At 46.3% G+C, this 16,955-nt stretch carries 16 protein-coding genes; 9 read left to right on the top strand and 7 right to left on the bottom strand.

Features of this window, described 5'->3' with window-relative positions; all coding sequences use genetic code 11:
• Positions 1 to 5: 5 nt before the first annotated feature.
• On the bottom strand, positions 6 to 890 hold the full coding sequence (locus tag HP567_RS10830; protein ID WP_173608698.1) for a LysR family transcriptional regulator: 885 nt from the start codon (positions 888 to 890) through the stop codon (positions 6 to 8).
• 133 nt (positions 891 to 1,023) lie between these two features.
• Between HP567_RS10830 and HP567_RS10835 the strand changes: the two genes are divergently transcribed.
• Positions 1,024 to 2,244 (top strand): MFS transporter, encoded by a 1,221-nt coding sequence (locus HP567_RS10835; protein ID WP_173608697.1) that lies wholly within the window; start codon positions 1,024 to 1,026, stop codon positions 2,242 to 2,244.
• Positions 2,245 to 2,296: 52 nt separating this feature from the next.
• Here the strand turns inward: HP567_RS10835 and HP567_RS10840 are convergent, their stop codons facing one another.
• The gene (locus tag HP567_RS10840; protein WP_173608696.1) at positions 2,297 to 3,139 is read right to left on the bottom strand and encodes a DUF92 domain-containing protein; all 843 of its coding nucleotides are present in this window, start codon (positions 3,137 to 3,139) and stop codon (positions 2,297 to 2,299) included.
• A 212-nt stretch (positions 3,140 to 3,351) separates the two neighbouring features.
• Here HP567_RS10840 and HP567_RS10845 point away from each other — a divergent pair, with 212 nt between their 5' ends.
• Entirely contained in the window at positions 3,352 to 3,699 is a 348-nt protein-coding gene (locus HP567_RS10845; RefSeq protein ID WP_229087988.1) for a LysR substrate-binding domain-containing protein, read from the top strand.
• A 50-nt stretch (positions 3,700 to 3,749) separates the two neighbouring features.
• The gene (locus HP567_RS10850; protein WP_173608694.1) at positions 3,750 to 4,124 is read left to right on the top strand and encodes a nuclear transport factor 2 family protein; all 375 of its coding nucleotides are present in this window, start codon (positions 3,750 to 3,752) and stop codon (positions 4,122 to 4,124) included.
• 43 nt (positions 4,125 to 4,167) lie between these two features.
• Here the strand turns inward: HP567_RS10850 and HP567_RS10855 are convergent, their stop codons facing one another.
• Genes HP567_RS10855 through HP567_RS10865 form a run of 3 tightly spaced genes read right to left on the bottom strand, consistent with a single transcriptional unit; the run spans position 4,168 to position 6,202 of the window.
• Positions 4,168 to 4,878 (bottom strand): B3/B4 domain-containing protein, encoded by a 711-nt coding sequence (locus HP567_RS10855; RefSeq protein WP_173608693.1) that lies wholly within the window; start codon positions 4,876 to 4,878, stop codon positions 4,168 to 4,170.
• Positions 4,879 to 4,906: 28 nt separating this feature from the next.
• A complete protein-coding gene (locus HP567_RS10860; protein WP_173608692.1) occupies positions 4,907 to 5,545 on the bottom strand; it encodes a LysE family translocator in 639 nt (212 codons plus the stop codon).
• 33 nt (positions 5,546 to 5,578) lie between these two features.
• Complete coding sequence (locus HP567_RS10865; protein ID WP_173608691.1) at positions 5,579 to 6,202, bottom strand: FMN-binding negative transcriptional regulator; 624 nt, start codon at positions 6,200 to 6,202, stop codon at positions 5,579 to 5,581.
• Positions 6,203 to 6,304: 102 nt separating this feature from the next.
• On the opposite strand from HP567_RS10865, the gene pdxR reads away from it, so the two are divergent.
• Positions 6,305 to 7,714, top strand: coding sequence for a MocR-like pyridoxine biosynthesis transcription factor PdxR (gene pdxR, locus HP567_RS10870; RefSeq protein WP_173608690.1), 1,410 nt, complete (start codon positions 6,305 to 6,307; stop codon positions 7,712 to 7,714).
• Between the two features lie 166 nt (positions 7,715 to 7,880).
• Here the strand turns inward: pdxR and HP567_RS10875 are convergent, their stop codons facing one another.
• The gene (locus HP567_RS10875) at positions 7,881 to 9,122 is read right to left on the bottom strand and encodes an amidohydrolase family protein (RefSeq protein ID WP_173608689.1); all 1,242 of its coding nucleotides are present in this window, start codon (positions 9,120 to 9,122) and stop codon (positions 7,881 to 7,883) included.
• A gap of 282 nt (positions 9,123 to 9,404) precedes the next feature.
• Here HP567_RS10875 and HP567_RS10880 point away from each other — a divergent pair, with 282 nt between their 5' ends.
• Positions 9,405 to 10,874: an amidohydrolase family protein gene (locus HP567_RS10880; protein ID WP_173608688.1), complete on the top strand. Its 1,470-nt coding sequence runs from the start codon at positions 9,405 to 9,407 to the stop codon at positions 10,872 to 10,874.
• A gap of 57 nt (positions 10,875 to 10,931) precedes the next feature.
• On the opposite strand, the gene HP567_RS10885 is transcribed toward HP567_RS10880, so the two are convergent.
• Positions 10,932 to 11,714, bottom strand: coding sequence for an SDR family oxidoreductase (locus HP567_RS10885; RefSeq protein ID WP_173608687.1), 783 nt, complete (start codon positions 11,712 to 11,714; stop codon positions 10,932 to 10,934).
• A gap of 229 nt (positions 11,715 to 11,943) precedes the next feature.
• Between HP567_RS10885 and HP567_RS10890 the strand changes: the two genes are divergently transcribed.
• The 4 genes from HP567_RS10890 (at position 11,944) to HP567_RS10905 (ending at position 16,670) form a co-directional block, all read left to right on the top strand.
• Positions 11,944 to 13,017, top strand: coding sequence for a branched-chain amino acid aminotransferase (locus HP567_RS10890; RefSeq protein WP_173608686.1), 1,074 nt, complete (start codon positions 11,944 to 11,946; stop codon positions 13,015 to 13,017).
• 204 nt (positions 13,018 to 13,221) lie between these two features.
• Positions 13,222 to 13,938 (top strand): GntR family transcriptional regulator, encoded by a 717-nt coding sequence (locus tag HP567_RS10895; protein ID WP_173608685.1) that lies wholly within the window; start codon positions 13,222 to 13,224, stop codon positions 13,936 to 13,938.
• A 25-nt stretch (positions 13,939 to 13,963) separates the two neighbouring features.
• Entirely contained in the window at positions 13,964 to 14,596 is a 633-nt protein-coding gene (locus tag HP567_RS10900; protein ID WP_173608684.1) for a sterol desaturase family protein, read from the top strand.
• 469 nt (positions 14,597 to 15,065) lie between these two features.
• Entirely contained in the window at positions 15,066 to 16,670 is a 1,605-nt protein-coding gene (locus HP567_RS10905; RefSeq protein WP_173608683.1) for a glutathione ABC transporter substrate-binding protein, read from the top strand.
• The last annotated feature ends 285 nt before the right edge of the window (positions 16,671 to 16,955 follow it).

Below are 16,955 nucleotides of genomic sequence, written 5' to 3' on the forward strand. Positions count from 1 at the left end.
CATCCCTATTCAAAATCGCAGGCATGATCCATAACAAATTGTTTGAATTTTTCAGTGGCAGGTGATAAATATCTCCCTTCTACCCAGGCAATTCCAATTGTCCGTTGGCACTTCGGGCTTTTGACAGGGATTTGTGTGATCTTACTCTGGTCCGTTCCTTTTAAATTGGGCAACAGGGAGATTCCCAGTCCAGCAGCGACCAGTCCTGCAACGGTATCTGCTTCCTCTCCTTCAAAGGTAATGGGAGGTGTAATTCCCGCTTCCTGAAACAATTGCTCGACAGTGATACGAAGGGAGTATCCTTCTTTTAAATGGATAAAGGATTCATCCGCAATCTCTTCCAACGTAATCGAGGTACGATTTGCATATTGGTGGTCTTTCGGGACAATCACAAAAAGTTCTTCATTCCAAAGCGGCTTCCATACAAAGGGAGATTTCATATCCATAGGAGCAAGTAGACAAAGATCAAACTCTCCTCCTTGCAACTGATTCATAAGCGTATGGGAGGGACCTTGTCCGAGTCGAAAATGAATGTTGGGGTAGAGGGAGCGAAAAGAAGCCAGTAAATCAGGGATACGACTGGTACTTAATGTGTGCAGAAACCCAAGAGATACCTCTCCCTTATCTGGATCAAGTAAATCCATGATTTCTTGTTTTCCCTCATGATATTCCTTCATCATATTTTCGACTCGCTTTAAAAAGAGATGACCATATTTATTGAGCCGAATCGAACGTCCTTGACGGTCAAACAGAGGAACGCCTATTTCATCCTCAAATCGGGCAATCGAACGACTGAGGGCAGACTGGGAAATCGAGAGAGCTTCGGCCGCTTGTGTCACGTGTTGGATTCTTGCCAGGGTTTGAAAATATTCGAACTGTTGCCATTCCATTCGAAAGCACCACTTTCCGTTTGGAGTTTTCATTACATAAATGCATGAAAAACATGATTATAATGAATTATACATCATAGATAAATGGTGGTACCATGAAACCATAATCATCCTGAAATGATATGGTGATCGCATGATACAACAAGGTACAGCACTCTTCCGCAAAACCAGCTTTGCTTTTTTTGCCGCTGGTTTCAATACGTTTGCGATTCTTTATTGCGTACAGCCCTTAATGCCGGAATTTTCAAAAGAATTTTCAGTTAGCCCAACGACAGCAAGCCTTTCCCTCTCCATTACAACAATGGTTCTTGCCGTCAGTATGCTCGTTCTTGGTTCGCTGTCTGAAGTATGGGGACGCAAGCCAATTATGATCGTTTCCATGCTCGCTTCGTCTGTGTTTTGTATTCTCACAGCATTCAGTTCGAATTTTCATGTTCTCCTGGTATTGCGAACGATTGAAGGGATTTCATTGGCGGGTTTGCCCTCCATCGCAATGGCCTATCTTGGAGAAGAAATCGAATCCAAAAGTCTGGGAGCGGCTATGGGTCTCTATATATGCGGGAATTCCATTGGGGCTGTGTTTGGCAGGGTTTTCTCAGGTATGGTGAGTGACTACTTCGGCTGGCAGATCGCAATAGGGGGGATTGGTCTCATCAGTTTGGCTGCCACACTGATTTTTTGGAACACCTTACCACCGTCACAAAATTTTAAGGCACGCCCATTCGTAATGAGAAAGTTAGGTCTGTCTTTAGTAGACCATCTAAAGGCTCCAAGTCTCATTTGTTTATTTGTCATCGGCTTTATACTATTAGGGAGTAATGTAGCGTTGTTCAATTACATCGCTTATGTATTGCTCGAAAAGCCCTATTCACTCAGCCAAACATTTATCAGTTGGACGTTTTTAATTATGATCATCGGAATGTTCAGCTCCGTCTGGACAGGAAAATTAATAGATCGTCACGGTAAGCAAAATCTGTTATTCACAAGCTTGTTTCTCGCATTGATCGGCGTCTGTTTGACGTGGGAAGCGAATCTCATGATGAAGATAGCAGGACTTGGATTTTTTACTTTTGGATTTTTTGGAGCGCATGCGGTTGCAAGCAGTTGGGTAGGACAGCTTGCTTTACAGAACAAAGCACAGGCCTCTTCTTTGTATTTATTTTTCTACTACACGGGTTCAAGTGTAGGAGGAACACTTGGGGGATTGTTTTGGTCCGCATACGGATGGGGAGGCGTCATCAGTATGAATGTCGGCTTTCTCCTAGTCGGCTTCATCCTTTGGGCGTGCGTCTCAAAAATGGTGCAGAACGCGAAGAAAGTGACCAAAATCGCCGAGACTTGTGCCTCAAAATAAAGAAAACGGAAAAACTCAGTATCGTTTGGTGATACGAAGTCTTTCCGTTTTTTTATAGGTCAAACGATAAGCCGAATGCCAACGCCATTAAGACGGCGAAAGCACCACCTGCAAGCGAACCAGCGAGATTGACCGCATCGTTGTTCCAACCAGTGCGACCGCGGATTCGTACGGCTGGCGTGCCACAGTGACGAGCTTGCTCGATTTCACGACCGCAAGCTGTGCAACGGTACATTTGCTGCCAAGTCGCACCGATCCACGAATCAACCAGTGACCCTATTACGCCAGCCAGTCCTGCTATGCCGATCCAAGCTGCCAGTCTAAGGGCAGGTGTGATCACATCCGGCGCGGGTTGATCGGTTACCGCAAGCAGCAACCACGCTGCACCGCCGATAAATAGTCCACCGGCAAGCGATGCACCCATTCCCAGGCTAGAAACGCCGCCGGAAGTGCCAGGCGGAACACACTGCCCCGTTTTGATTGATCGCGGAGGCTTCCGGCTCAGGCCGCCGATTTCTGTTGCCCATGTATCGGCTGTGACCGCTGCCATCACGCCGAGGAACGCGTACCACCAAAGCGGATGCGACCACACCCAATTTGCTACACATAACAGTAATCCGAGCCCTCCGTTTGCGAGCACCTGGCCAGCATCGCGTCTCCCCGTTTTCTCATAACCGCTCTCGGCCTCTTCCTTTTTATGCTTTTTCCACTTGGATAATAAAGTGGACGAGACAAAAAATGCGATGAGGGAGCCGAACCAGATAAGGCTTCCGAGTGCGTACATCACGGTGCCCAGTATCACCGCCGCCAAAAAGCCGGAACCAGACAGCGACCGTTTTACATAAGCCGCCCCTGCAATCCCAGCGCTGCAGGCCAGACCGATTAACCACTCCACAGTTTCCCGCCCCCTTTGCTTTGAACTATTATACCTCGGAAGTAGGCAAGATGAGCGGTTTCCTTTAGAAAATGGTAATGACAGAATAGAGGAGGAACAAACACTTGCCCATATTGATTTGCTTATCGTATTTGGCAAAAACCTTTTGAAATGCCGCCCAAAATATGACTCACAATAATAAAGCCGCGCACCCGATCAGTATCGTTGCACACATGGAAAAAAGCATGGCCGTTTGTGAATCATGGTACGGCAGTATGAAAGTTTATCGTGCTATGTTCGAAAAATACCTAGAAGAACGAGGGCTTGCCTTTTCTCAAATGATGGAACTGTGGAGCATTGAGGCAATCAAACGATGTGTAAGGAGTGGGCTAGGTATCACTTGTTTGCCGTTAATGACTGTAAAAGAGGAAATTGAGCAGAGAAAGGTAAAGATCATTCCCTGTGACAGCAGCTTTCCTACTATTTTTGCGCAAGTCGTTTATCACAAAAACAAATGGGTTTCTCCAGCCATGACGGAGTTTATTGCGATAACGTTACAACATGAAAAAAGTTGGGCATAGATAGACGTGTTGTACGAACGGGTATCTTAATAAAGAAAGGATGATTTGTTATGATGACTTCTCTTAAAGAGAATGCGGTGTCGTTTTTGCAACTGGTAGCGTCGGGGAAGGTGCGGGAAGCATACCAAAGATACACTAGTCCGAATTTCCGCCACCATAATCCCTTTTTCCGTGGCGATGCTCATTCTCTCATGCTCGCAATGGAAGAGAACGCCGCAAAAAATCCGCATAAGATTCTCGAAGTGAAACGTGCCATCGAAGAGGGGGATATCGTTGCTGTCCATTCCCATGTAAAGCAAAACCAAGAGGATCTTGGGGGAGCTGTGGTCCATATCTTCCGTTTTCATAACGACCAAATCGTCGAATTGTGGGATGTAGGCCAGCCCATACCTGCTGATTCTCCCAATGAGAATGGAATGTTCTAAGACAGTAAGTACGGCAGCCAGTGCATATGGCTGCCGTTTGAGCTTAATCAAAGATTGTCATTTCCTTATTATGGATATCCAGCACTTCCATCTTCACCATACCACCTAGATGATGTGGCACGAAATCAGACAATTCTTTTAGCGCCATATGGAATTCATCGCTTCTTGTTTCATCTACTAATTCAATACAGAGGAATGCATTTTTCGTATGTTCTGTTAGCATCGTCCTCTGAGCTTCACGCCAATTCCAGCATCTGCATATGGCACCGACATCGTCTTTATAAACAATTTCCCCTTCATAAGGCGAAGCATTTTCATCCTGTCCCAATGGGATAAAGGGTTCGTTGCCATTTGCTTGCGTTAGCCGAATATCGCCTACAAAAGTGTCGATATCTTCTCCGCCACACGGAAGTCCATATCGCAGTGAAATGGAATTATAGATGTCAACAAGCGGGTTTATGGTTCCGATCGGATTGCCATTTTTCACTCTTTTTAATAAAGCTTCAATGGAGCACCTTGCCCCTTTCTTCGTCTTGAATTTCTGAAAAGCTTCTCGCCAAACGGAAATGACAGGGTTACTGCTGAATTCCTCCAGAGTAAAAAATTTATGTGCTTCTTTCTCCGCCTCCTGCAGCAGCTTCTCGTATTTTTCAACGTCTCTACGTGAATTATCAATCCCCTGGCAAATCACGATGCCTATTTTTGCATGGGGAAATAACGACCAGAAATCATCTTCAATGAGAAATTTCGACATAACCTATCTCTCCGTTTCCTTTCACTAATTATGTTTTGGAGGGGCTCGCAAAGGCAGAGAAAATCCCGAGAGCAATATATAAATAACCAGTGATCCGATTCATTACCTTTGAACTCGCCCTACTACCCACAATCCGCTTTCTCATACTTGCTGCGAGAAAGGCATACAGACCATCGCTAACAAAAGCAAGGATAATAAATATCGTTCCTAAAAGCAAAAATTGAGCGGTGACTGACCCGGCAGTAGGTGATATGAATTGCGGAAAGAAGGCTAAAAAGAAGAGTGCTGTCTTGGGATTCATTACCTCTACAAGCGCTGATTCGTAAAAAATCTTTCGTAATTTTTTGCGAGGGGCTTTTGGAATTTCAGAAACCGTGCTATCAGCTTTAGAAAATAATGTCTTACACCCCAGATAGATTAGATAAGCAGCACCCAGGTACTTCACGATATGAAAGGCTGTTGCTGATGTCATAAGGATCGCAGAAACGCCAATTGCCCCAGCTAAAACGTGAACAGAACCACCAAGAGACACTCCTAGAACTGATACCAGACCAGCTTTCTTCCCTTGATCGATACTTCTTGCCATAATATAAAACACAGCTGGTCCAGGTATGATTAACAATGTAGAAGCGGCAATGACAAATAGCCAAATAGTTGAAAACTCCATAAGAAGCAACTCCTTGTTGTATCTATAGGCTGATCATTTAAATAACTCTTTTCGTTGCTCACGCATCCACTGAGCAACCTGAATTTCCTCTTGATCATTTGATTTTTCAAGCTCTGCCACAATCGATTGATAATCGGTGTTGTTGCGATTTTGACTCATTTTGGCTGCCGCTTGAATCGAGGTGATTTCAATCTCAAAACCAACGATTCCTTTCATTTCTCTCTCAAGCAATTCAGGATGAAAGGTCTCCCAGAGTCGACCATTTTCCCGGTGAGATTCATAGTGTGTCAGCATTTTATCCAAAGCCGACTTCAGTTCATCCTTCGTGAGAATACGTGCTGTCCCATACGCATGTACAGCGAGATAGTCCCATGTGGGAACCTGTTCACTCTCATACCAGCTTGACGAAATGTAAGCGTGCGGTCCTTGAAAAATCAGCAAAACATCTCTATTGTTATCCAACGTTTTCTTCTGCATGTTTCCGTATGCAATGTGCCCAGTTGCATAGATTTTCCCTTCCTCTTCACGAATTTCCAACGGGATATGCGTAGCCAACGGGCGGTGTTCATCAACTGTAATCAATAGGGCAAACGGATTAGACTTCATCATCTGAACGGCCTCATCATGTTCCATACGATATTGCTTAGGAACGTACATAGGAACCACCCTTTCAACTTGTATTTGAACCAAGAGTATGATACAAACTGACATAAAAAAAGATACAATAACAAAAAAATGTACATGTCAGGAGAGGTGCTAATGAAAAATACCATTTTTACATTCAAGGATAACTCTCCTAAATACAAACAAATCTACGACAAATTTAAATCATTTATTGAACAAGGCGATATTAAGGCGGATGAGCCATTGCCCTCTATTCGTCAGCTTGCAGATTCCTTACATGTAAGCCGCAATACAACATTAATGGCGTATGAACAACTCGTTGCGGAAGGGTACATTCGTGGAGAGGGACGAAAAGGGTATTTTGTAAATGAGTTAGAGCCCGTTTTATTTCAAGAGGCCCGCAGTTCTTCTACTCACAAGCAAACAGAGCCGGTACCATCTGTTCGCATTGATTTTCGCGCAGACGTCGTCGATCAATTGCATTTCCCTTTAAAAACATGGCGGAGGATCTCGAATCAAGTATTAACGGAAAAGGACAGCTTTCGGTACGGGGAACCTTTTGGTGAATGGAGTCTACGTGAGCAAATCGCAGCGTATTTACTCCAATCTCGTGGGGTGAGAACAGAACCAGATGCCATCATTATCGGCAGTAGTACCCAACAAATGCTTGTGTATCTCGGTCTGGTCCTGAAACATGATTTTTCCAGCGTGATTGTGGAAGACCCTGGTTATGATGGCGCTAGAAAAGCTTTTCAATTAAATCGTTTTACACTGGAAACGTTACCTGTTTATGAGACAGGTGCTGATTTTTCACACCTGGAACATAGGAAATCACGATTGATTTATGTAGCGCCGTCGCATCACAGTCCATATGGGGTCAGTATGCCCATTCAACAAAGGCATGCACTCATCCATTGGGCAAAAAATAGGCAAGGGTATATTATCGAAGACGATTATGATAGTGAATATCGCTATACCCAACAACCATTTCCGGCTCTCGCTTCCATCGATTCAACGAGAGTGATTTATCTCGGGAATTTCTCGAAATGCTTTCTGCCAGGGATTCGTTTAAGTTATATGGTGTTGCCACAGCCACTGGTCAGCTGTTATAAAAATCAATTCGCACATTTCGAGAGCACCACTTCACTCCTTAGCCAATTCGCCATGGCGAAATTTATGGAAGAAGGGGAATGGAATCGCCATATTAAACGCATGCGTCTTGTTTATAAACGAAAAATGCAGCACTTCGTTTGTGAATTAAGGAAGCATTTCACGCACCATATTTCAATCATTGGCGAGCAGTCTGGTTTGTACGTACTGGTCAAAGTACATCTGGAACGCTCAGAAGAATGGCTCATTCAACAAGCTTCTCTTCAGGGAGTTAAAGTTTATCCGACTTCACTCTTCTTCATTAAAAACAAAACGGAAGAACCGATTATTAAACTTGGTTTCAGTAATTTATCAACTGATGAAATTCAGCTTGGTGTAAAGCTCTTAACAAAGGCTTGGTTACAACATGACGGGTTCGATAGCTCAAGCTTTTAAGCCCGAACAAACACCCAAGCTGGTAGGAGAAAAAAGAAGAAATAAGCGAAAGTCTTTGGGATACCAACCGAATTCTTCTTTTTTCTCCCCACCACCAAAGGCTCGATTTTGACAAAAAAATAAAGACTTCACTGAAAAATCAGCGAAGCCTCCGTGGTCTATCTGGCTACTTTGTTTCTCCCATTCTCTCCAAAGCACCATGCACAATTTTCCCTTTAAACATAACAGCAGCCCGACGAGATTTTCTCGCAATCGCTTCCGCTGAGCAGGAGCTTTCTGCAAACACGATGCTTGCCACGTCGCCAACCTTCGGCCATGCACGGTTGCCATCTTTATCGAGCGTTGTTTTTCCTCCGGTGATGAAGTACAAGGATTGCACCAATGATTTCTCATCGACCCAACGGTAGCGCTCGACCAGACGGTTTAGCTTATCGAGCATATCGCCTGTTCCATAAGGCGACCATGAATCGTAGAACCCATCATAGCCAAGTGCGACATGTACGCCTTTGGCATGAAGCATCGGAACAGGTGGCATTGCCCGATTAATCGGAACGGTCGTCAGGATCATCGTTCCCAGCTTGGACAATCGATCGGCCATGTCCGAGCTTTCTTCCAACGACACATCTCCGAGCGCAAAGGCATGACTGATGGCCATACGGTTCTGCCAGCCTGCTTCCTCGGTCAGATCGAGCAATCTTTTGATCGTATAAAAGCCGAGTGTCCCCGGATCATGCAGATGAATATCGACATCCGCGTCTGCTTCCACTGCAATGTCCATCATTTCACGCAAGGAGCCTTCCAACTCATTATCGATCCCAGCCGGGTCCAAGCCCCCAACCAGTGTAGCGCCTTCCTTCATTGCTTGTCTCATCAAGGAGCTTGCTTGTGTGCGCAGGAGTCCCTGCTGCGGGAAAGCGACGATTTCATACGTCAGGCGATCACTGTACTCTTCCAAGGCTGCACGCACACCCTCCAGGTTTTTCAGGCCAATGTATGGATCGATGTTGACGTGTGTGCGTACATGTGTGGCACCGCCTTTGATATGGAGCTGGAGCATCGCTTGTGCGCGCTCTTTGGTCGTCCCTGTCATCAGCGGCATTTCTTTTGCTTCGAACTCCAAGCGATCAATCAGTTTTTTCGGAGGAAGGCAAGATTTCCAGGTTGCGCCCGCATACGTTTTATCCAGATGATTATGCTTTTCAACAAAAGAGGGGAGGGCCAATAAACCTTTTGCATCTTCTTGCGGTAAAGTGGTGTCGAGTGGTTCGTTCGCCGATACGATCTCTGCGATTTTGCCGTCTTCGATCTTCAAATGACAGATTTCCGAGAGTGTGTGAAAGACGCCGTCTTCTCCTGTTTCAAAACCTTTATCGAGACGAACGTTGGTTAACCAAAAAGCTTGCATCACTAGAAATCAGCCCTTTCTCTATCTTGCAAGTAGTGGATGAGAGTCCAGTCTAGTTGTCTTCATTAATTGTAGTGAATATTTCGAACAAGGTTGTTCATCTTCTTTACTAGTTTTTGCATGATCTTTACGTATTGTGTGGAATCTTGCCTGTTTTCGAAAAGGAGTAAAGATTGTGCAAATACATGTAAAGGTTTTGAAACAAATTTTACAGAATATTTCCTATAATAACGAAGGATGCAATGGAGTGAAGAAGCCGGAACGAGAAAGATAGGGAGGATCGTCATGAAAAAGAAAATAACCGCAAAATATGTCATCGGTTTTGACGGCGAAGATCATGTGATTATCAAAGATGGGGAAGTCGTTTACGAGAATGACACCATTGTTTATGTGGGGCACGATTTTGATGGCGAGGTAGATGAAGTGATCGATGCGGGCAATGCTGTAGTCAGCCCGGGCTTCATTGACCTGAATGCGTTGGGTGATATTGATCACGATATCGTACATTTGGAGCAAGCTTCTGCTCGAAACAAAAATATGCTTTGGTCAGAAGACTACTACCGCAAAGGCTACCATGAGGTAATGACCCCTGAGGAAGAGGCATTCAAATCCCTTTACGCCTACAGTCAATTGATTCTTAATGGGGTAACGACAGCGATGCCGATTACATCTGTCTTCTACAAGCGCTGGGCGGAAACGTATGAGGAGCTGGCAGCGGCAGCCGATCATGCAGGGCGCTTGGGATTACGTATGTACATGGGGCCGAGCTACCAGTCTGGTATGCGTGTCGTGAAGGCTAATGGAGAGATTGAAGTACTGTGGAACGAATCGGAAGGACAAGCAGGTCTGGAGCGGGCTGTACAATTTGTCAAAGATTTCGATGGGGCTCATAACGGACTCATCCGTGGAATGCTGGCACCAGAGCGAATCGAGACTCAGTCTGTAGAGAACCTGATCAACACAAAGCGTTACAGTGAGGAGCTCGGATGTCCGATTCGTCTGCATGCTGCGCAAGGTCTCTACGAATATACGGAAATCCATCGTCGTCACAACAAATCACCGATTCAGTTCCTGAATGAGATCGGCTTCCTCGGAAAGAAAACGGCAATTCCGCACGCACATTTCATTCCAGGCTTTAGTAAGGCGAAATTCGGAGAGGGAGACGATTTGGCGATCCTCCAAGAGACAGGTACGACTGTGATTCACTGTCCGCTCGTAGTCGGTCGCCACGGCGAGGCACTCGAATCGTTTGCCCGTTACAAGCGTCGTGGTGTCAACATCGCGATTGGAACTGATACGTTCCCGCCTGACTTCATCCAAAACATTCGCACAGCCAGCATGCTGTCCCGTTTGGTGGAAGGCGATGTCGCGGATTCCAGCTACGCGGATATTTACCGCGCAGCGACATTGGGCGGAGCACGTTTCCTTGGAAGAGATGATCTGGGACGATTGGCGCCGGGGGCAAAAGCAGATATCATTGCCATCGATCTGGACGGTTTCCACATGGGGGCGGTTGATGATCCAATCCGCACGATCATCACGTGTGGCTCGGGGCGTGATGTAAAGCTCTCCATTATTGCTGGACGCACCGTAATGAAAGACCGTCTCCTGCCAGGAGTTGATCTGGAAGAGATCAAAGCGAAGGGACAGCGTTACTTTGACAAAATGCGTCTGGGTTACGTCGAGCGCGACTATCAACAGCTGGGCGAAAAAGAGCTGTTCAAGCCTTCTTTTCCAATCGTGAGCAAACCATAGCCTGTACAAAAAGAAGAAGCACAATCTGCTAGAAACGGCGGATTGTGCTTTTTTCACTTACCGGATGAACCCGCCTTCGGAATGCATAATCTGTCCGGTAATCCACTCCGCTTCGTCACTTGCCAAAAAGGCGACAAGACGTGCTGCATCCTCGGGCTGTCCAATCCGTCCGAATGGAAATTGCTGCAAAAGGTAATGCTTGATTTCGTCGTTCATCCAGCCTGAATCGGTGGGCCCAGGATTTACAGCGTTGACCGTAATCCCTCGCGTAGCTACTTCGGCAGCAAGTGTCGTCGTCAGGGCATCCACGGCTCCTTTTGTTGCCGCATACGCGATCTCACCAACCATCGGGCCTTTGGACTGACCAGATGTCATGTTGATGATTCGGCCTCCGCGTTGTTGGGAGAAGCGACGTGCAAATTCCACACTGAGCATCGTCGTTGCCCGGACATTGATGGCATAATGTGCGTCCAAACTGCCTATATTCAGCGCCTCGTAACCGTCATTTGTCGAGTAGCAAGCGTTGTTGACGAGGATGCTTGGCTCACCAAGTTGTGCTGTAGCTGCGTCGAGCACCTCCTTGTAGGCATCAGGCTGAGACAGGTCGACCTCGATTCCCGCACATCTGACCCCGTAGCGTCTGATCTCTTCCTGCAAGATGGCGGGTTCATCCTTTTGAAACCCATGCGCCATGGAATGGTCATAGGCGGTCCAGTACGTATGGAATATATCGGCTCCGTGTGAGGCAAGCATTTTACAGATAGCGGCCCCAATCCCTTGAAGGCGGCTGGCTCCTGTTACTATGGCAATTTTTCCGTGCAGGCCATGGTGCGTGGTCATACATATCCCTCCTCATTCTGTCTCTATCCATTCTTTTCGGGATACCTATTCCCGTCATCCTGCCTATGAAGAAAAAAATTGATCACGAAATGATTGCGAAGTTTTCGCTAAATAACCATAAAATGTAGAGGCAGGAGAAACTTACGCTGGAAATCATGCAAAATTGTTGCTATTTTGTATATATAGGAAGTTTCAAATCGTGGTTTTCATACTAAGGGAGATGTAGAAGATGGAGTGTCAGTTAACAATTACCCGGACAGAACAGAAAAAAGAGAAACCAGCTTCTGACAAGCTGGGGTTCGGTGTTCATTTTACCGATCATATGTTCACCATGGATTATACAGAAGGTAAAGGATGGCATGATCCACAAATCGTCCCTTATTCTTCGCTGACATTGGATCCGGCAGCAATGGTGTTCCATTATGGGCAAGCTGTCTTTGAGGGTTTGAAAGCTTATCGCAACCAAGAGGGCAAGGTTAGCTTGTTCCGTCCTGATCAAAACTTCAAGCGTATGAACCGTTCGCTTGAGCGTATGAGTATGCCGTTGATCGACGAGGAATTCATGGTCGAGGCATTGAAACAGCTGGTGGCAGTAGATAAAGAATGGATTCCAACCGAAAGCGGACAGTCTCTCTACATTCGTCCCTTCGTAATTGCGACAGAGCCATGCTTTGGTGTGCGCGCTTCGCATACGTACAAATTGGTAATCGTGCTCTCTCCGGTTGGAGCGTACTATGCGGGTGGCATGCAGCCCGTGAAAATTTATGTAGAAAACAACTACGTTCGTGCGGTAAGAGGCGGAACAGGAAACGCAAAAGTGGCAGGTAACTACGCAGGCGGTCTGAAAGCACAAGTGGAAGCGAAAGAAAAAGGCTATGAGCAAGTGCTGTGGCTCGATGGCGTAGAGAACAAATATATTGAAGAAGTAGGCAGTATGAACGTGTTCTTCAAGGTAAAAGGGGAAGTGTGGACCCCAGCATTGAACGGAAGCATTCTGGAGGGGATCACGAGAGATTCGACCATCCAATTGCTCAAGGACTGGGGAATTCCAGTCGTAGAGAAGCGGATTTCCATGGAAGACCTGCATACTGCTTACGTCAATGGTGAGCTGGAAGAAGCATTCGGCACCGGAACAGCGGCTGTTATTTCCCCGGTCGGTGATCTGAACTGGAACGGGCATCAGATGATCATTAACGGTGAAAAAACAGGGGAATTGACGATGAAACTGTACGACGAGATGACAGGAATCCAGTACGGTGAGCGTGAAGACAAGTTTGGCTGGTCGGTAAAAGTGACAGAATAGTCACGCCAGCAGCATAAGAGGCATAGCCTTCTCTTTTTCGGGAGAGGGCTATGCCTTTTTTGAGCTGGAGAAGGATCACTCAATTTCGCGTGGGTACTGGTAAGTCCAAGTATTTCACCTCTTGACAGGAGTTGTGTAAAATATTACCTTTTGTGGTAATACCACAAATATTTGTTATAGGACCAGCAACGCAGGGAGGCGATCATGACAATGGAGAAAAAAGGGGGAAAGAAAGAACGGTCGTCGGATCAAATTGAGAAAAAATTAATCAAAGCAATTTTGACCCGCGAGTATCCTGCAGGAAGTACGCTGCGGCCCGAACGGGAGTTGGCAGAGTACTACGGGGTAGGCAGGCCAACCGTTAGAGAAGCACTGCAACGCTTGGAAAGAGATGGCTGGATCACTGTGCGGAAAGGACATCCGGCAATTGTCAACGATTATTGGCATCAAGGCAATATCATGACCCTTGTCCATATCATACAAAACCACGACGATGTTACGGATGAGTTTATTTCGTACTTGCTGGAACTGCGGATATCGTTGGCTCCTGTTTACATTCGTAACGCGGTTGCTGCTCATCAGCCGAAGGTGGTCGCATTGCTTGCGAATCTCGATCAACTGAAACCTGATGCCGATTTTTATGCAGCGTTTGACTGGGAGCTGCAGAAAAATCTGACGAGGCTTTCCCCAAATCCTATCTATTTACTGATTGTAAACAGTTTTGATTCTTTTTATCTAAAAATGGCGCGAAAGTATTTTTCCATCCCGGAACACCGCGAGGCATCTTGGCACTATTACCATCAGCTTTTGAAAGTCTCTTTGCAAGGAGATTACATCGAAGCAGAGCGTGTAGCCAGAAAGGCAATGGAAAAAAGTTTGGAGCTGTGGAGAAACCGAACCGTGTTGGAACAAGACAAGTGAAGGAACACAAGAGGAGGGCGTTCTGATGAAGGCAAAGTTTCTGAAGGAATTCTTTACGTTTCCGGATATCCTCATCATGAGCATTCTATTCCTGATTAGTTTGACTTTCACTCTTTCTGAATGGTACGTGTTGAAAACATGGGTGGCACTCGTGGCTGGGATGATTGGATATGCGGCAAGTGAATACTTGATTCATCGATTTCTCTTTCACCTCAAACCGCCTCGAAATCCATTTTTTCTCCAAATGTTAAAGCGTTTACATTATGATCATCACGCCGATCCGAACAACTTGCACCTGCTATTCTTGCCCGTTTGGTACAGCTTGCCGCTCATTGCAGGTACCGGAGCCATTTGTTATCTGCTTACTTCCGACATGATTGCGACCAATGCCTTTGTTACAGGCGTGATCGGATTTCTGCTATTTTATGAATGGACGCATTATATCGCCCACCGCCCGGTTCAACCCATATCTCCATGGGGGCGTTGGATGAAAAAGCTCCATCTATGGCATCACTTCAAAAATGAACATTATTGGTATGGTGTTACCAGCCCGGTTTTTGACGTCATGCTGGGGACTTACAAGAATGAACAGGATGTCGAGAAAAGTTCAACCGTGAGAGATCTGGAAAGACGGTGGGACAAAGATGTTGAAGTGTAATTGGTCTTTCATGCACGGCCATCTCTTTTTGAGGGATGGTTTTTTCTTTAGATTTAAAAGCTACCGATAAACGCCAAAGCTAGTGAGAAGAAAAAGCACAGGGCTCGCAGACCTTGACAACGCCTACCCAGTCGGAACTTCAAAAAGGAGACAACGCTTGTCGAACACTTCTTCCTCGAGAAACTTCCCCCCGTAGGGTGGCTTTGGCTCGACGGTCCCTTTTTGAAGTGGAGACGTCCAGTGATTCCCCCTTGCTAGCGTGTCAGTGTCGAAGAGAACTGTGCTTTTTCTTTTCCTCCACTATGGTAGGTAGCTCCAATAGAGTTATTTTGAACATTCAAAAACGACATAGTAAAGAAAATGAAAAGAAAGGTAAAGATAATGAAAAGATTAATAGTAAGAAAATTAGTAATATTTAGTCATACCATTTTCTTTTCATTCTATCATCCAGAACAAGGGGGCATTCACAGTGAAGAAGAAGCACATGCTAGGATCCATTCTCGCCCTGTCTGTCTTGGTTTCCACAGTCTTGGCAGGCTGTGGGGGCAGTCAGACATCCAGTGGGACGAATTCCGCGTCCAACTCCAATCAAGCTTCGTCTAGCCCCGCTTCTTCATCGGCCGCAGCAGGTGGAGGCGGTACCTTGATTATTGCGCGCTTGTCCGATGCGAATAATTTGGACCCGCATTTCAGTACCCAGATTAATTCCATGGCAGTGACGCAGCACAAGATCTATGAAGGTCTGGTCATGTTGGATCGGAATAGCGAGTACAAACCTCTTTTGGCAAAGGAATGGAAACAAAAGGATGATGTCACGTGGGAGTTCACACTGCGTGACGGTGTTACCTTCCACGATGGGGAGCCTTTTCATGCAGAAGCGGTGAAAAAGACGATCGACCGCATTTTGGACAAAGACAATCCGACTCCCAAAGCAAACATGTTTGGCATGATTAAAGAGGTGAAGGTCATTGACCCGCTGAAGGTAGAGATTATTTTACATTATCCGTTCGCAGGGCTCTTGTCCGTACTGGCGAGTGCCGAGGGTGGCATCATTAGTCCAAAGGCGATTAAGGAATTCGGCAAAGAGTTGTCCAAGAAACCAGTTGGGACGGGACCATTCACCTTTGAATCATGGACGCCTGGACAAGAAATCGTCTTGGTGAAAAACGAGAAGTATTGGGGCAACCAACCGAAACTGGAAAAAGTCGTTTTCAAGACCATTCCTGAGGATGCGACACGTGTAGCCATGGTGGAGACAGGTGAAGCTCATGTCGCAGAACAGCTACCGGTCACTGAACTGGAAAGGGTACAGAACTCGCAGAGCATGTCTTTAGGCCGGTTTGAATCATTCGCGGTTGACCATATCGGGATGAACGTCAAGCAGAAGCCTTTTGACGATGTTCGCGTCCGTCAGGCCATTGCCCATGCGATCGATAAGGAAGCGATTATTAAAGGGGTTTATAACAATGTCGGAAAGGTAGCCATTTCGTCATTAGGGCCAAAAGTCATCGGCTACAGCCCGAATATTAAAACGCCGGAATACGATTTGAACAAAGCGAAGCAATTGCTCACTGAGGCAGGCTACGCCAACGGATTCAAGGCAACCATCTATCTCAATGACAACAAGGCACGGATCAATGTGGCAGAAGTGCTGCAATCCCAGCTGAAGGGAATCGGCATCGACTTGCAGATTCAAGTGATGGAGTTCGGCGCGTATCTGGAATTGGCGGCAAAAGGGGAAGCGCAAATGTTCATTAGTGGCTGGGGCAATGCCACTGGAGATGCAGATTACAACCAGTACAACCTCTTCCACAGCACGTCAGCAGGTGTGCCAGGCAACCATTCCTTCTACAATAATCCGAAAGTCGATGCGCTGATTGAAGCGGGTCGTAAGGAAAAAGATCCAGAAAAGCGCAAGGAAATCTACGCAGAGGCGCAGCAAATCGAGATGGAGGAGGTGCCGTTGCTGCCATTCCGCAGCAGTGAAAACCTCGCAGCCATTGCCAAAAATGTACAGGGTGTGTACATCAGTCCATCCGGGTACATTGACCTGAGCCAAGTGACGATTCAATAACAGGAGCTAGAGACCTTCTCCACCAAATGGAGAGGGTCTTTTTTTAGTAGATAAGAATTTATAAAAATTCATACCGACATGGATGACTTTTGCCCTTAGGGTATGAAGGCTTCACCAAAAATTGGTGAAGCCAGTATTGTGGCTGCGGTGGGGAGAAGAATATTTCCAGTCTAGGCTCCAGGCTCCGTCCTGCTGAGGGATAAGACTGTCCGCTCAGAAGGGATTTGCGGGGAAACGCAAAAGTGGTAGCCGCTTCGTCGCGCGGGCACGGTTGCGTTTCTTTTG

This window comes from Brevibacillus sp. M2.1A, from assembly GCF_013284355.2.
Taxonomy (GTDB): domain Bacteria; phylum Bacillota; class Bacilli; order Brevibacillales; family Brevibacillaceae; genus Brevibacillus.